Genomic DNA, 14,930 nt, shown 5'->3' on the forward strand with positions numbered 1-14,930 from the left:
ACCAGGCGCCTTCCGTTAAGCGAAACTGCACGAAACCCGTAGTGGGATCGAGTTGTTCCGCGACAACGTCCACATAGGACGCAACATGTCGTCTTGATCCGTGGGATCCGTTGGAAGAGCCCGTGGTGCGCCGTATCGTCGCGTCTGGCACCGGCGCTCTCATCCACCATCCACAAAGGATGCTCCAGTCCCCACGGGAGAAGTGCAATGTCCGATCTTCGCAGTACCCTCGCCAACGCCGGGGTCCCACGCCGCAGATGGCGCTGGGTGGCCGCGGCGGTCGCGGTCGTCGTGATCGCCGGGATCGTCGTCGCGGTCGTCCGCGGCGGCGGCTCCGGCGAGGCCACGGCCGCCGGTCAGCCCGTGCGCGGCGGCACCCTGCAGTTCGCGCTGATCGACTACCAGCGCAGCCCCGACCCGCAGTGGGGCACCAATTACGCCGAATCGCTCATCGGCAACAACATCACCGACAAGCTCACCTGGCAGGACCCGGCCACCGGTGAGATCACGCCGTGGCTGGCGCAGTCCTGGGAGTACAACAGCGACCTCACCGAGTTCACCTTCCACCTGCGCCGGGACGTGACCTTCAGCGACGGGTCGCCGTTCGACGCCGAGGTGGTCAAGGCCAACTTCGACCAGTACGTCCACGGCGACCCCGCGCTGGGCATCCTGCCCAATGGCGCCTCGCTGCTGCGCGGCTACCGCGAAACCCAGGTTCTGGACCCCTACACCGTCAAGATCAGCTTCGCGCAGCCGCTGGCCAGCTTCCTGCAGGCCTCCTCGTTCACCGCGAACGCCCAGCCCGGGTTCCTGTCCCTGTCGACGCTGAAGCTCAGCGCCGACCAGCGCACCGACCCGACGAAGGTGATCGGCACCGGCCCGTTCGTCTACGAGTCGTGGGAACCGCAGGTCAAGACCGTCCTGGCGCGTCGCGCCGGCTACCACTGGTCGCCGCCCGCGCTGCACCACGAGGGCGAGGCCTACCTGGACAAGGTCGTGTTCAACACGATCCCGGAGGCCAGCGTGCGCACCGGCTCGCTCGTCTCGGGCACCGTCGACGCGACGCTGGACGTCGGCACCACCGACGAGAAACCGCTGGCCGACCAGGGGTTCCAGATCATCCACCGCGGCGTCTCGGGCACCGCGATCTACTTCGCCTTCAACAGTTCGCTGTTCCCCACCAACGACATCGCCGTGCGCAAGGCCATCCAGCTCGGCTGGGACCGGCAGGCGATCGAGAAGACCATCCTCACCCCGTCCTACTCGATCGCGAAGTCCATCCTCGAACCGTCGGTGCCCGGATTCGCCGACTACAGCGGCTCGGTCCTGAGGTACGACCCGGAGCAGGCCAGGCGGCTGCTGGACCACGCGGGCTGGGTGCCGGGGGCGGACGGGATCCGCGTGAAGGACGGCCGCAAGCTCACCGTGAAGCTGCTGGGCATCAGCAACCTGGTGGTGAACAAACCCGCCTACGAGTCGGTGCAGCAGGACCTGCGGGAGATCGGCATCGACCTGCAGCTCACCGTCGTCCCCATCCCGGACTACACCGCGCAGCAGGCCAAGGCGAAGACCGACTGGAACGTCACCGCCGCCAACCGCTCGCGCAACGACCCGGCCGCGCTCACGTTGCAGTTCGGTCCGTCGGCGGGCAACAGCACCTACCTCTCGGCGGACTCCACGGGCGTGGACGTGAACGAGGTGGCGCAGGTGCTGGGCAAGCTGGAAACCACCCTGGACCCGGCGACCCGCAACGCGTACGCGAAACAGGCGCAGGACATCCTGCTGGAGAAGTACGCGCTGGTGAACCCGGTCTACAACCCCTCGCAGGTCATCGCGCACGCCCCGTCCGTGCACGGGATCGTCTTCGACGCGCAGTCCCGCAACCACTTCGTGGACGCGTGGAAGAACCCCGGGAACTGACATGCTGCGTTACGTCGCCGGCAAGGCCGGCCGGGCGGTGTTCGTGGTCTGGGCCGCGTTCACGCTGACCTTCATCCTGCTCTACGTCCTGCCGGCGAACCCGGTCGACCTGCTCTTCGACCCGGCCGAGGTCAACTCGGTGCCGCCGGAGGTGAAGGCGGCGGTGGCCGAAAGCTACGGCTTCACCGAGCCGGTGCTGGTGCAGTACCTGGACCGGCTCGGGCACGCGGTCCGCGGTGATTTCGGCACCTCCGCCCAGACGGGCGCGTCGGTGGCCTCCTCGATCGCGGGTGTCCTGCCGGCCACGCTCGGCCTGGCCGTGGGCGCGCTGGCTCTCGCGCTGGTCATCGCGTTCGTCATCGCGCTGGTGGCGACCGCGGCCCGGCAGCGGTGGCTGCGCAACCTGGTGGAGTCGCTGCCGACGGCGTCGGTGTCGATCCCGGTGTTCCTGTCCGGGATCCTGCTGCTGCAGATCTTCGCGTTCCGGCTGGGCTGGTTCCCGGCGTTCGGCGAGCGGGGCTGGCAGAGCCTGGTGCTGCCGCTGGTCACGCTGGCGATCCCGGTGTCCGGGCCCATCGCGCAGCTGCTGGTGCGGTCGTTCGCCACCGAGTTCCGCTCGGGGTACGTCACGACGAGCTGGGCCAAGGGCGCGACCCGCGCGCGGATCATCGTCGGCGACGTGTTCCGCAACGCGAGCCTGCCCGCGTTGACGATCGCGGCGGTGACGTTCGGCAGCCTCATGGTCAACGCGGTCATCGTGGAGACCGTGTTCGCCCGCAAGGGCCTCGGCCGGATGACCCAGACCGCGATCAACACCCTCGACCTGCCGTTGGTGCAGGGCATCGTGGTGTTCGTCGCCGCCGCGTTCGCGCTGATCAACCTGGTCGTGGACCTGGTGTACCCGCTGCTGGACCCGCGTCTGCGCGCCACGCTCGCGGTCGCCGGGGGAAGGGGGACCCGATGACGGCGACAGTGCTGGTCAGCCGGTCCGGCGCGCTGGGGCGCCTCGGGGAGGCGGCGCGCCGGCCGGGGTTGGTGCTGGCGTGGGTGATCGTGCTGGTGGCGCTCGGGTGGGCGCTGTTCCCGTCGCTGTTCACCTCCTACAGCCCCTACGCCGGCGACCCGGACGCCAGCTTCGCCCCGCCCGGCGCCGAGCACTGGTTCGGCACCGACCGGCTGGGGCGGGATCTGTTCGCCCGCACCGTGCACGGAGCGGGCACCACGCTGACCGCGACCCTGTTCGCGGTGCTGATCGGGTTCGGCGCCGGCTCGCTGCTGGGGCTGGTCGCCGGGTTCGCCCGCGGCTGGGCCGACACCGCGATCATGCGGGTGGTCGACGTGTTCCTGGCGATCCCGAACCTGTTGCTGGCCATGGTGATCGTGTCGGTGCTGGGTTACGCCACCGACAACATCGCCCTCGCCGTGGGAATCTCCTCGATCGCGTCGTTCGCCCGGGTGATGCGGGCCGAGGTGCTCTCCGTCGCCTCACGGGACTACGTACGCGCGGCCTACGGGCTGGGGGTGCGCAGACTCGGAGTCGTGGTGCGGCACATCGTGCCGAACTCGCTGAGCTCGGTGCTCGCACTGGCGGCACTGGAGATCGGCTCGGCGATCCTCTCGGTCGCCGGGCTGGGGTTCCTTGGCTACGGCGCCCCGCCGCCGGAGCCGGAGTGGGGGCTGCTGGTGGCCGAGGGTCGCGACTTCGTGGCCGTGCACCCGTGGATTTCGCTGCTGCCGGGCGTGGCGCTGGCCGCGGTCGTGCTCGCCACCCACCGGATCAGCACGTCGTTGAGAAAGGACCACGGATGAGCGAGGACCCGCTGCTGCGGATCACCGGCCTGGCGGTCGACTACCGCACCGGCCGTCGTGCCTGGACCACCGCGGTCCACGACGTCAGCCTGCACGTCGAACCCGGCGAGTTCGTGTCGCTGGTCGGCGAGTCCGGATCGGGCAAGACCACCGTGATCCAGGGTGCGCTGGGCCTGCTGCCGGACTCGGCGCGGATCCGGTCGGGCACCATCGAGTTCTCCGGTGTGGACGTGACCGGGTGGAACGACCAGCGGATGGCGCTGGTGCGCGGCAACCACGTGGGTTTCGTGCCGCAGGACCCGAACACCTCGCTCAACCCGGTCAAGCGGATCGGGCAGCAGGTGGTCGAGGCGGTCCGCTTCAACGAACCGGGCAAGCGGACCGCGGCCGAGCACCGGGCGGCCGCGCTGGAGAGCCTGCGCACGGCGGGCCTGGCCGACGCGGAGCGCGTGTTCGGGCAGTACCCGCACGAGTTGTCCGGTGGCATGAAACAACGCGCGCTCATCGCGATCGCACTGGCGGGCAAGCCGAAGATCATCGTCGCCGACGAGCCCACCAGCGCGCTGGACGTGACGTTCCAGAAGGTCATCCTGGACCACCTGGAGCGGCTGCGCGAGGAGCTGGGCATCGGCATCCTGCTGGTCACCCACGATCTCGGGGTGGCCCTGGACCGGTCGGACCGGATCCTGGTCATGCGGGGCGGGCGGATCGTCGAATCCGGTCCGGTGCGGGAGGTGCTGGACGCCACCGCCGACGACTACACGCGACAGTTGCTCGACGCCAATCCGGCGCGTCACGCCGGGCGGCTGGAACCGGCGTCCGGCACCCCGGTGGTCCCGGGCGAGGTGGTGTTGCGGGCGAACGGCCTGAGCAAGACCTACCAGCTGCGGGGCCGCGGTGAGCTGCGTGCCCTGGATGCCGCGGATCTGGTGGTGCGCAAGGGAACCACGCACGCGATCGTGGGCGAGTCCGGGGCGGGGAAGTCCACGCTGGCGAGCATCCTGGCCGGTTTCACGACCGCCGAGGCAGGCACGGTCCACCTGGGCGAGCGTTCGCTCACCGGCCTGCGCGGAGCCGAGCTGCGCGCCGTGCGCCGGGACCTGCAGTTCGTGTTCCAGAACCCGTTCACCTCGCTCGACCCGCGGTGGACGGTGGCCAAGCTGGTGGCCGAGCCGTTGCGCGCGTTCGGGCTTGGCGGCACCCGGCGTGAGCGGACCGGGCGGGTGGTCGAGCTGCTGAAGGCGGTGGCGCTGGACGAGAGCCACCTGCACCGCCTGCCCGGTCAGCTGTCCGGTGGTCAGCGGCAGCGGGTCGCGATCGCCCGCGCGCTGGCGCTCACCCCGCAGGTGCTGGTGCTCGACGAGGCGGTCAGCGCGCTGGACGTGGTGGCGCAGGCGCAGATCCTGCAGTTGCTCGTCGACCTGCAGGCCGAGTTCGGGCTGAGCTACGTGTTCGTCACCCACGACCTGGGCGTGGTCCGGCTGATCGCGCACGACGTGTCCGTGATGAAGGACGGCGCGGTGGTCGAGACCGGCCCGGTGGAGCGGATCTTCGGCGCCCCGGAGCACCCCTACACCCGAGAACTGCTGGATGCGATCCCAGGCACGCGTCTGGCCGCGGCCGGCGCGCGGTAAGGAGCGAACAGTGCTGCACCTCAACGTCAACATCCTCAACGCGGGCGTGTTCGGCGGGTCCTGGCGGTTCCCGGGCACCGACGGCACCGCGAGCTACACGATCGAGCACTACACCTCGATCGCGAAGAAAGCCGAGGAGGCCAAGCTCGACGCCGTGTTCCTGGCCGACGGCCCGGCGCTGGACCCCGGCATCAAGCACCGCACCGGCAACAACTTCGAGCCCACCACGGTGCTGGCGCGGATCGCGGCCCGGACGGAGCGGATCGGGCTGATCGGCACCCTGTCCTCCTCCTACAACGACCCGGTCGAACTGGCCCGCCGCCTCGGCGACCTCGACCACGTCAGCGGTGGCCGGTTCGGCTGGAACGTGGTCACCACCGCGGGACCGGTGGCGGCCCGCAACTTCGGCCGCGACGGCGAGATCGACCACGCGGTGCGGTACCAGCGCGCCGCGTGGTTCACCCAGCAGGTGGTGGCGGCGTGGGCGTCGCGCACCCGGTTCGCCTCGCCGCAGGGCCGTCCGGTGGTGGTGCAGGCCGGCGGGTCGAGCGACGGGCGCCGGCTCGCATCCCGGGTCGCCGAGGTGGTGTTCTCGGCCGACCAGGACCTGGAGCACGCACGGGCGTTCCGGGCGGAGATCCGCGCCGGTGCCGTCCAGTTCGGACGCGACCCGGCGGAGATCGTGGTGCTGCCGGGGCTGTCCACGGTCGTCGGCAGCACCGAGACGGAGGCGAAGCGGCGCCGGGAGTTGCTGGACGAGCTGCTCCCGGACGCCTACGGCCGCGGCCGCTTGGCCGCCCAGCTGGGGATCTCGCTGGACGGTCTGCGCGACGACGAACCGATCCCGGCCGGCTTGCTCGTCGAACCCGACGAGGCGGGCGGATCGCAGACGTTCTACCGGGTCGTCAAGGAGATCATCGACCGGGAGAACCCGACGCTGGGCACGTTGCTCAAGCGGTTGTCCGGCGGTGGCGGGCACCGCATCGTCACCGGCACCCCGGAGCAGATCGCCGACGACATCGAGACCTGGTACCGCGCCGGCGCGGCGGACGGGTTCAACGTCATGCCCGACGTGCTGCCCTCCGGTTTCGACGACTTCGCCGACCACGTCGTCCCCGAACTGCGCAGGCGCGGGCTGTTCCGCACCGACTACGACGGCACCACGCTGCGCGCCCACCTCGGCCTCGGCCTGCCCGCTCTGGAAGGAGCCGCCTGATGAGCACGATCGTGCAGCTGGTCCTCGCGGTCGGCGACCGCGTCTCGCTGAGCGAGGCGAGCGCGCTGACCGCGCTGGCCCGGGATTCCGGGGTGGCGGCGATCCGCCTGGCCGACACCCCGGACACCCTCGACCCGACGGTGACCGCGTCCCACCTCGCCGGAGTCCACAGTGGAATCGGCTTCGTCGCCGAGGTGCCGACCACGCACCACGCGCCCTACAACACCGCCCGCCGGGTGTCGTCGCTGGACCGCGCCACCGGTGGCCGGGCGGGCATCGCCCTGCTCGCCGGGGACGGGGACGAGGTCAGCGACGCGACCGCCCCGGATCCCGCCGCGGCGGATCCGGCGCGGCGGTGGAGCGAGTACGCCGGTGTCCTGACCCGGCTGTGGGAGTCGTTCCCGCGGCAGGCGCTGATCGGCGACCAGGAGGCGGCTCTGGTCGTGCGGGAGGAGCTGATCCGGCCGGTCGGTCACGACGGCGTGTACTACCGGGTGGCGGGTCCGCTGGACGGGCCGTCGTCGGCGCAGGGCCGCCCGGTGGTGGTCGCCGACCTCGGCGTCCTCGACCCGGCCGCGGTCGCGGAGTCCGCGGACGTCGTCGTGGTCGAGCACGCGGCCGGGGCCGACGACGCCCTGACCGAAGCGCTGCGCGCGGTGGGCCGCGACCGCCGGGAGGTCACGTTGCTGGGCCGGGTCCCGGTGGGTTCGCCCGCGGATGTCCTGGCGTGGGTGCACGAGCACCGGCTGGACGGTGTCGAGCTGGTGCCCGCGGGCGGCGCCGCCGAGGTTGCGGCGGTGCTGCGGGCGTGGGCGACCGAGGCCGCCCCGCCACCGACGCTGCGGGCCGCGCTCGGCCTGCGGGCGGAGGTGGCGGCATGACCGCGGTGGCCCCCGCCCCGACCGTCGAGGGCATCCGCGCCGCGGTCGCCCCGATCCTCGCGCGCTTGCGGGCGACCGCCGCCGTCCGGGAACGCGCTCGGGACTACGCCTTCGCCGACGTACGGGCGCTCGCCGAACAGCGGATCACGCTGACCGGGATCGCCGTGCGGGACGGCGGGGCGGGCGGCTCGGTGCGCGACGTGGCCGACCTGGTGGTGGCGATCGCCCGGGCCGATTCGAACGTGGCCCAGGCCTTGCGCAGCAGCTTCCTCACCGCGAACCGGGTCGCGACGCGGCCCGATCTGCCGCACCGGGAGGTGACGCTGCGGCGGTTGCGGGCCGGGGACCTGTTCGCAGGCACCAGCAACGAGCGCACCGGCGGCGCCAGCGGTTCGGTGAGCACGACGCTGCGCCGCGACGGCGACGGCTACCTGCTCAACGGCGAGAAGTACTACTCGACCGGCGGGCTCTACGCGTCGTGGTTCTCCGGCTCGGCCCTGGACGACAACGGCGACGTCGTGTTCTTCACGGTGCCGGTGGACCGCGCGGGGGTGCACCGGCTCGACGACTTCGACGCCGTCGGCCAGCGGCTCACCGCCAGCGGCACCACGCGGCTGGTGAACGTCCGCGTCTCGGCCGAGGAGATCGCGCCCCGGGACAACCACCTGCTGGACAACCCGTGGCTGGGATCGTTCGCCCAGCTGTACCTGGCGGCGATCGAGGCGGGCATCGCCGCGGCCGCTCTCGACGACGCCGCCGCGTTCGGCCGCGAGAAGGCCCGGCCGATCAAGCACAGCTCGGCGTCGAGGTCGGTCGAGGACCCGTACGTGCGGGAGACCGTGGGGGAGATCGCGGCACGGGCGCACGCCGCGCGGTCCGCGGTGCTGCTGGCCGCCGAGGTGCTGGAGCGCGTGCGCGGACTGACCGGCGCGCAGGCGCGCACGGCGGGGGCGGAGGCCGCGGTCACGGTGGCGCAGGCCGGTGTGGTGGCGATCGAGTCCGCGCTGCGCGCCGCCGAACTGCTCTTCGACGTCGCGGGCGGCTCCATCACCGACCGCGACCTCGGCTTCGACCGGCACTGGCGCAACGCCCGCGTGGTCGCCAACCACAACCCGCGGCGCTGGAAGGCCGCGGTCGCCGGCGCCTACCACCTCACCGGCGAGGAACCGCCGACGACCGGGCTGTTCTAGGAGGACCACGTTGACCCTCGAACCCACCCGGGTGCTCGGACGCACCGGCGTCCTGCTCACCCCGCTCACCCTCGGCGCCATGAACTTCGGCCGCCGGCAGGACGAGGCCGCCGGCGTCGGCATCATCCACGCCGCGCTGGACGCCGGGATCACCGCGATCGACACCGCCGACGTCTACGGCCAGGGCCGCTCGGAGGAGATCGTCGGCAAGGCCATCCGGGGCAGGCGCGACGACATCTTCCTCGCCACCAAGTTCTCCGGCCGCGTCGGCGACGACCCGCGGCACGCGGGCACGTCCCGTCGCTGGATCGTGCGCGCCGTGGAGGACAGCCTGCGGCGGCTGGGCACCGACCACCTCGACCTCTACCAGGCGCACCGGCCCGACCCGCGCACGAGCCTGCTGGAAACCCTGCAGACGCTCAGCGACCTGGTGCGCCAGGGCAAGATCCGCTACTACGGCACGTCGGTGTTCCCGGCGCACCAGCTCGTCGAGGCGCACTGGCTGGCCGAAAGACACGGCCTCATCGCCCCGCACACCGAGCAGCTGCCCTATTCACTGCTCGTGCGCGGCGCCGAACGCGAGGTCTTCCCCGTGACACGCAAGTACGGCGTCGGCGTGCTCGGCTACGGGCCGCTCGCCGCCGGCTGGCTGTCCGGGAAGTACCGGATCGGTGGCGGGCAACCGGAGTCGGCGCGCGCCGATCTCGTGCCCGGCCGGTTCGACGTGTCGCTGGAACGCAACCAGCGCAAGCTCGCCGCCGCCGACGCGCTCGCCCGGCTCGCCGAGGACACCGGGCGGTCCCTGGTCGACCTCGCCGTCGGGTTCGCACTCACCCACCCGGCGGTGAGCAGCGTGATCATCGGCCCGCGCACCAGCGAGCACCTGGCCGCCTACCTCAAGGCCGCCACCGTCGAGCTGGACGAGGACACCCTCGACCGCATCGACGAGATCGTCAGCCCCGGCACGCAGTTCCTCGAACGCGACACCGGCCGGGAATTCCCCGTCCGCGACAACAGGAAGGCCTCATGAGCACCTACACGCCCGCCGACGACCGCTACGACGCCGCCCAGTTCCGCCGCGCCGGCCACTCCGGTCTCGACCTCCCCGCGTTCTCCTTCGGGCTGTGGCAGAAGTTCGGCCCCGGCTACTCCTACGAAACCCGGCGCGAGATCGTGCTGCGCGCCTTCGACCTGGGCATCGCCCACTTCGACAACGCCGACCGCTATGGGCCGCCGCACCGCGCCGCCCAGGAGTTCTTCGGCCAGGTGCTCGCCCGAGACCTCAAGCCGTACCGGGACGAGCTGATCCTGTCCACCAAGGCAGGCAACCCGATCGGCAAGAGCCCCTACCTCAAGGGCGCCTCGCGCAAGTCGCTGCTGGCCTCGCTCGACCACAGCCTGCGCGACCTGGGCACCGACTACGTCGACATCTTCTACAGCCACAGCCCGGACGAGAGCACCCCGCTGGAGGAGACGGTGGGCGCTCTGGTCAGCGCGGTGCAGCAGGGCAAGGCGCTCTACGTCGGCATCTCCAACTACCAGCCGGACCGGGCGCGTGAGATCGCCGGGCTGCTGCGGCGGGCGGGTGTCCCGCTGTTGGTCCACCAGCCGCGGTATTCGATCTTCGACCGGCGGCCGGAACGCAACGGTCTGCTGGAGCTGGCCGCCGCCGAGGGGTTCGGCCTGATCGTGTATTCGCCGCTGGCGCAGGGGTTGCTGACCGACAAGTACCTGGTGGACATCCCCGACGGCGCGCGGGCGCGGGACAGCGCCTTCCTGTCGCCGGAGGTCATCGACGACACCTACCGGCAGCGGGCCGCGGCGTTGAACAAGATCGCGGCCGACCGTGGCCAGTCGCTGGCGCAGCTGGCGCTGCAGTGGGTGCTGCGCCGCCCGGAGGTCACCTCGGCGTTGATCGGCGCCAGTTCGGTCGCGCAACTGGACCACAACGTGCGGGCGCTGGATTTCCCGCCGCTGACCGAGGCGGAGCTGGCGGCGATCGACGAGCACGGCGTGCACGGCACCGGGCTGACGCTGTGAACGCCCCGATCGGTGCGGGTGTCGAGGACGGGCGGCCGTTCCGGCTCAACTTCCTGCTGCACCTCGACGACGACCTGCCGCCGGCGCGGGCCTACCGGCAGGGGATCGAGCTGTTCCGCATCGCCGAGGCGCTGGGCTACGACTCGGGCTGGGTGATCCAGCGGCACTTCCGGCAGGGCAAGGAACACGTGTCCGCGCCGCTGGTCGTGCTGGCCGCGATCGCCGAGCACACCAGCCGCATCGGGCTGGGCACCGGTGTGCTGGTGCTGCCGCTGGAGGACCCGCTCAAGGTGGCCGAGGACGCGGCGACCCTGGACGAGCTGTCCGGCGGCCGCCTGGAGCTCGGGGTCGGATCAGGGCCGTTCCCCGGCGCGTGGGAGGCGTTCGGGCGGGACCTGGACCGGCGGCACGACGAGTTCGACGCCGCGGTGGCGCGGCTGCACGAGGTGCTCGACGGCAAGGCGCTCAACAGCCTCGGCGAGGTGCTGCACCCACCCGGCGCCGGGGTGCGGCAGCGGCTGTGGCAGGCCACGACCAGTGCTCCCGGCCGGGCCGTGGCGTCCGCGGCGGCGGCCGGCCGCGCCGGGGACGGGCTGCAACTGTCCCGCGCGACCGCGTGGAGCGGCGGTTCGGTGCGCGAGGCGCAGCAGGCGCAGGCGGAGTGGATCCAGGCCTATCGGGCGGCGTGGACCGAGCCTGGTCGCGCGCCGCGAGTGCAGGTGTCGCGGGCGGTCTACCCGCACCCGGACCGGGCGGCGGCGGTGCGGCTGGTGACGCCCGGGGTGCGGCGGTGGCAGAGCTGGCAGTCGCACCGGCGGGACGCCGCGGGGCTCGGTGTGGCGGAGTACCTGGCGGCCGACCACGCGCTGCTCGGCCCGGCCGCGGAGCTGGCGGGGGAGCTCGCCGCCGACCCGGCCCTGCGACAGGCGACCGACCTGCTGGTCAGTTTCGTGCCCGGGGTGCCCGGCTTCGACGAGCACGTGCGGCTGCTGACGGACACGGCGACGGAACTCGCGCCGTTGCTGGGATGGAGCCCGGCGTCGTGACCTTCCACCTGAACCTGTCCTTGATGACGCCCGGGCACTTCCGCACCGCGTGGCGGCTCCCGCACGCCGATCCACTGGCCTATGTGGACATCGACCACTACCGGCGGCTCGCGCGGATCGCCGAGGAGGCGAAGATCGACGCGGTGTTCCTCGGCGACAGCCCGGCGCTGCGCGGCGAGATCGAGGACGCGCCGGGCACCGGTCTCGACCCGCTCGTGCTGCTGGGGCACCTCGCGGCGATCACCACGCACCTCGGGGTGATCGCCACCAGCTCGACCACCTACAACTCGCCCTACAACCTCGCCCGGCGCTTCCAATCGCTGGACCACGTGACGCGAGGCCGGGCCGCGGTCAACGTCGTCACCACCGGCAGTCCCGCGGCGGCCGCGAACTTCGGTCTCGCCGAGCACCCGCCGAAGGGGGACCGGTACCGGCGGGCGCACGAATTCCTCGAGGTCGTCACGCGGCTGTGGGACAGCTGGGACCCGGGCGCGATCGTCGCCGACAAGCGGGGCGGCCGCTACGCCGACCCGGATCTCATCCACCGCATCGACCACGTGGGCGAGTTCTTCTCGGTGGCGGGCCCGCTGCCGGTCACCGCGGGACCGCAGGGGCGGCCGGTGATCGTGCAGGCCGGCGGGTCCGCGGAGGGGCTCGCGCTGGCGGGGCGGTTCGCCGACGTGGTGTTCACGGTGGCGCAGACCCAGGCCAAGGCCGTGGCCTTCCGCGACGACATCCGCGTGCGGGCGGCCGGAGCCGGGCGCCACCCGGACGACGTGAAGGTCTCGCTCGGCGTGGTCGTGCTCGTCGCGGAGACCGAGGCGCAGGCCCGGCGCCGGGAAGAGGAGCTGTACGCGACACTGCCGATCGAGCGGCTGTCCGCCGCGCTCGTGGCGAACCTCGGGCTGCCGCCGGACAGGTTCGGGCCGGATGATCCGATCACGGTCGCCGACTTGCCGGACCGGGTGCCGGAGAGCGCCTTCTCCGCCGGGTTCAGTGCCTCCACCCGCGCCCTGATCGCGGACGGGCCGCGCACGCCGCGGGAGCTCGTCCAGCGGGGCGCCGGGGGATCGGGGCACCGGCTGCTGGTCGGTTCGGCGGAGCAGGTCGCCGACGACCTGCAGGCGTGGTACGAGGCCGGCGCCGCCGACGGGTTCACGGTGATGCCGGCCGACACCGCCGTCGACTTCGAGAACTTCGCCCGGCTGGTCGTGCCGATCCTGCAGGAGCGCGGCCTGTTCCAGACCGGGTACCGCCACCCGACCCTGCGCGGCCGTCTCCTGGCGCGCCTGACCGAGGGAGCACTGTCGTGAGTGCCGAATTCCTGTGGTACATCCCGAACCAGGCCGAGCCCGGCCACCGCGGCGACGCCGTCACCGCCGACCACAACAGCCTGGACACCCTCACCGCACAGGCGAAAGCCCTGGAGGAGCACGGCTGGGGCGGCGCGCTGATCGGCACCGGCTGGGGACGGCCGGACACCTTCACGGTCGCGACCGCACTGGCCGCGCGCACGACGACGTTCCAGCCGTTGATCGCGGTGCGGCCCGGCTACTGGCGGCCGGCGAACTTCGCCTCCGCCGCCGCGACACTGGACCACCTCACGCAGGGGCGGGTGCTGGTCAACATCGTGTCCGGAAAGGACAACCTCGCCGCCTACGGCGACAGCGAAGGCGACCAGGCCCAGCGGTACGCGCGCACCAAGGAGTTCCTGCGGATCGTGCGCAGGCTGTGGACCGAGGAGAACGTCACCTTCCACGGTGAGCACTTCAGCGTCACCGACGCGACGGTGGCTCCGCGCCCGGTCGTGCGAGGCGAGCGCCGTCATCCGCGCCTGTACTTCGGCGGCGCGTCCGCGGCGGCCGAGGAGGTCGCCGCCACCGAGGCCGACGTGCAGTTGTTCTGGGGCGAGCCGCTGGACGGGGTCGCCGAGCGGATCGGCCGGCTGGAGCGGCTGAGCGAGAAACTCGGCCGGGAGCACGCGCCGCTGGAGTACGGGCTGCGCGTGACGACGCTGGTGCGGGACACGACGGAGCAGGCGTGGGCCGACGCGGAGGCGAAGGTCGAGGCGATGGCGAAGGGCGCGATCAGCCGCGACCCCAACCGGTTCGTCGCCACCGGCCAGCAACGGCTCCTGGAACTGGCCACCCGAGGCGACGTGCTCGACGACAACCTCTACACCGCGCCCGGCCGCTACGGCGGTGGCGGCGCCGGGACCACGTGGCTCGTCGGCTCGGCCGAGGACGTGGCGAAGTCGCTGCGCCGGTACCAGTCGCTGGGCATCACGCACTTCGTCCTGTCCGACACCCCGTACCTGCCGGAGATCAAACGCCAGGGCGATCAGCTGCTGCCGTTGCTGAGGGAGGACAGCCGATGACGGTCGAGGACCCCTACCGCGCCCGGTACGGTCCCGGCGCGCCGACGGACCTCCCCGATCGGTGGAGCGATCTGGTGGCCGCGCAGCTGGCCCACCGCTCGGTGCGCGCCTACCTGCCGGATCCGGTCTCCGACGCGACGCTGACCACGCTGATCGCGGCGGCCCAGTCCGCGCCGTCGTCGAGCAACCTGCAGTTGTGGAGCGTGGTCGCCGTCCGTGATCCGCGGCGGCGCGCCCGGCTGGCCGAGGTCGCCGGCGGTCAGCGGCACATCACGGAGGCGCCACTGCTGCTGGTGTGGCTCGCCGACCTCGCCCGCGCCCGGCGGATCGCGGCGGAGGCGGGCGCCTCCGGCGGGGGGGCGGACTACCTGGAAAGCGCTCTGGTGGCCGTCATCGATGCCGCGCTGGCGGCCCAGAACGCCGCGCTGGCCGCGGAATCCCTGGGGCTGGGCACGGTGTTCGCCGGCGCGTTGCGCAACGACCCGCTCGCGGTGTCGCGCGAGCTGGGGCTGCCCGCACACGTGTTCCCGGTGTTCGGGCTCGTGGTCGGGCATCCGGACCCGGCACGAGCCACCGAAATCAAGCCGCGGCTGGCGCAACGCGTGGTGCTGCACCACGAGCGCTACGACGACTCCGCGCAGGCCGACGGGATCCGCGACTACGAGAAACTCCTGGCCGACTTCTACACCGAGGCGGGCCTGGAGCCCAGCTGGCTGCGGCGGGTGGCGGACCGCTTCGGCAGCGTCGAGGGACTGCGCGGCCGCGACAGGCTGCGCGAAGCGTTCCGGCGACAGGGTTTCCAGCTGCGCTGACCGCA

The 14,930-nt window shown here is 72.3% G+C and carries 13 protein-coding genes; all 13 read left to right on the top strand.

Annotation, left to right across the window (positions count from 1 at the left end):
• Window positions 1-207: 207 nt before the first annotated feature.
• Genes AMYTH_RS0102270 through AMYTH_RS0102330 form a run of 13 tightly spaced genes read left to right on the top strand, consistent with a single transcriptional unit; the run spans window position 208 to window position 14,925 of the window.
• Window positions 208-1,920 carry an ABC transporter substrate-binding protein gene (locus AMYTH_RS0102270; RefSeq protein ID WP_027928946.1) on the top strand — a complete coding sequence of 571 codons (1,713 nt, stop codon included), beginning with the start codon at window positions 208-210 and terminating at the stop codon, window positions 1,918-1,920.
• A gap of 1 nt (window position 1,921) precedes the next feature.
• The gene (locus AMYTH_RS0102275) at window positions 1,922-2,884 is read left to right on the top strand and encodes an ABC transporter permease (RefSeq protein ID WP_027928947.1); all 963 of its coding nucleotides are present in this window, start codon (window positions 1,922-1,924) and stop codon (window positions 2,882-2,884) included.
• Window positions 2,881-3,729: an ABC transporter permease gene (locus AMYTH_RS43435; protein WP_037322158.1), complete on the top strand. Its 849-nt coding sequence runs from the start codon at window positions 2,881-2,883 to the stop codon at window positions 3,727-3,729. Before AMYTH_RS0102275 ends, AMYTH_RS43435 begins: the two co-directional genes overlap by 4 nt.
• Window positions 3,726-5,363, top strand: a complete 1,638-nt coding sequence (locus AMYTH_RS0102285; protein WP_027928948.1) for a dipeptide ABC transporter ATP-binding protein — start codon at window positions 3,726-3,728, stop codon at window positions 5,361-5,363. Before AMYTH_RS43435 ends, AMYTH_RS0102285 begins: the two co-directional genes overlap by 4 nt.
• Window positions 5,364-5,373: 10 nt before the next feature.
• Window positions 5,374-6,579, top strand: a complete 1,206-nt coding sequence (locus AMYTH_RS0102290) for an LLM class flavin-dependent oxidoreductase (RefSeq protein WP_027928949.1) — start codon at window positions 5,374-5,376, stop codon at window positions 6,577-6,579.
• A complete protein-coding gene (locus AMYTH_RS0102295; protein WP_027928950.1) occupies window positions 6,579-7,460 on the top strand; it encodes an LLM class flavin-dependent oxidoreductase in 882 nt (293 codons plus the stop codon). The genes AMYTH_RS0102290 and AMYTH_RS0102295 overlap by 1 nt, the downstream gene beginning before the upstream one ends.
• Window positions 7,457-8,650: an acyl-CoA dehydrogenase family protein gene (locus AMYTH_RS0102300; protein WP_027928951.1), complete on the top strand. Its 1,194-nt coding sequence runs from the start codon at window positions 7,457-7,459 to the stop codon at window positions 8,648-8,650. The genes AMYTH_RS0102295 and AMYTH_RS0102300 overlap by 4 nt, the downstream gene beginning before the upstream one ends.
• A 10-nt stretch (window positions 8,651-8,660) precedes the next feature.
• On the top strand, window positions 8,661-9,680 hold the full coding sequence (locus tag AMYTH_RS0102305; RefSeq protein ID WP_027928952.1) for an aldo/keto reductase: 1,020 nt from the start codon (window positions 8,661-8,663) through the stop codon (window positions 9,678-9,680).
• Window positions 9,677-10,690, top strand: coding sequence for an aldo/keto reductase (locus tag AMYTH_RS0102310; protein ID WP_027928953.1), 1,014 nt, complete (start codon window positions 9,677-9,679; stop codon window positions 10,688-10,690). Before AMYTH_RS0102305 ends, AMYTH_RS0102310 begins: the two co-directional genes overlap by 4 nt.
• A complete protein-coding gene (locus AMYTH_RS0102315; protein ID WP_051362464.1) occupies window positions 10,687-11,736 on the top strand; it encodes an LLM class flavin-dependent oxidoreductase in 1,050 nt (349 codons plus the stop codon). The genes AMYTH_RS0102310 and AMYTH_RS0102315 overlap by 4 nt, the downstream gene beginning before the upstream one ends.
• Window positions 11,733-13,049: an NtaA/DmoA family FMN-dependent monooxygenase gene (locus AMYTH_RS0102320; protein WP_228684545.1), complete on the top strand. Its 1,317-nt coding sequence runs from the start codon at window positions 11,733-11,735 to the stop codon at window positions 13,047-13,049. The genes AMYTH_RS0102315 and AMYTH_RS0102320 overlap by 4 nt, the downstream gene beginning before the upstream one ends.
• Entirely contained in the window at window positions 13,046-14,113 is a 1,068-nt protein-coding gene (locus tag AMYTH_RS0102325) for an LLM class flavin-dependent oxidoreductase (RefSeq protein WP_027928956.1), read from the top strand. Before AMYTH_RS0102320 ends, AMYTH_RS0102325 begins: the two co-directional genes overlap by 4 nt.
• Entirely contained in the window at window positions 14,110-14,925 is an 816-nt protein-coding gene (locus AMYTH_RS0102330; RefSeq protein ID WP_027928957.1) for a nitroreductase family protein, read from the top strand. The genes AMYTH_RS0102325 and AMYTH_RS0102330 overlap by 4 nt, the downstream gene beginning before the upstream one ends.
• Window positions 14,926-14,930 lie beyond the last annotated feature (5 nt).

The sequence above is a fragment of the Amycolatopsis thermoflava N1165 genome, from assembly GCF_000473265.1.
GTDB classification, from domain to species: Bacteria; Actinomycetota; Actinomycetes; order Mycobacteriales; family Pseudonocardiaceae; genus Amycolatopsis_E; species Amycolatopsis_E thermoflava.

Excerpts from the sequence above, each read along its gene's own strand:
- AMYTH_RS0102270 (WP_027928946.1), top strand. The coding sequence starts at position 208 with ATGTCCGATCTTCGCAGTACCCTCGCCAACGCCGGGGTCCCACGCCGC.
- AMYTH_RS0102275 (WP_027928947.1), top strand. The coding sequence starts at position 1,922 with ATGCTGCGTTACGTCGCCGGCAAGGCCGGCCGGGCGGTGTTCGTGGTC.
- AMYTH_RS43435 (WP_037322158.1), top strand. The coding sequence starts at position 2,881 with ATGACGGCGACAGTGCTGGTCAGCCGGTCCGGCGCGCTGGGGCGCCTC.
- AMYTH_RS0102285 (WP_027928948.1), top strand. The coding sequence starts at position 3,726 with ATGAGCGAGGACCCGCTGCTGCGGATCACCGGCCTGGCGGTCGACTAC.
- AMYTH_RS0102295 (WP_027928950.1), top strand. The coding sequence starts at position 6,579 with ATGAGCACGATCGTGCAGCTGGTCCTCGCGGTCGGCGACCGCGTCTCG.
- AMYTH_RS0102300 (WP_027928951.1), top strand. The coding sequence starts at position 7,457 with ATGACCGCGGTGGCCCCCGCCCCGACCGTCGAGGGCATCCGCGCCGCG.
- AMYTH_RS0102310 (WP_027928953.1), top strand. The coding sequence starts at position 9,677 with ATGAGCACCTACACGCCCGCCGACGACCGCTACGACGCCGCCCAGTTC.
- AMYTH_RS0102330 (WP_027928957.1), top strand. The coding sequence starts at position 14,110 with ATGACGGTCGAGGACCCCTACCGCGCCCGGTACGGTCCCGGCGCGCCG.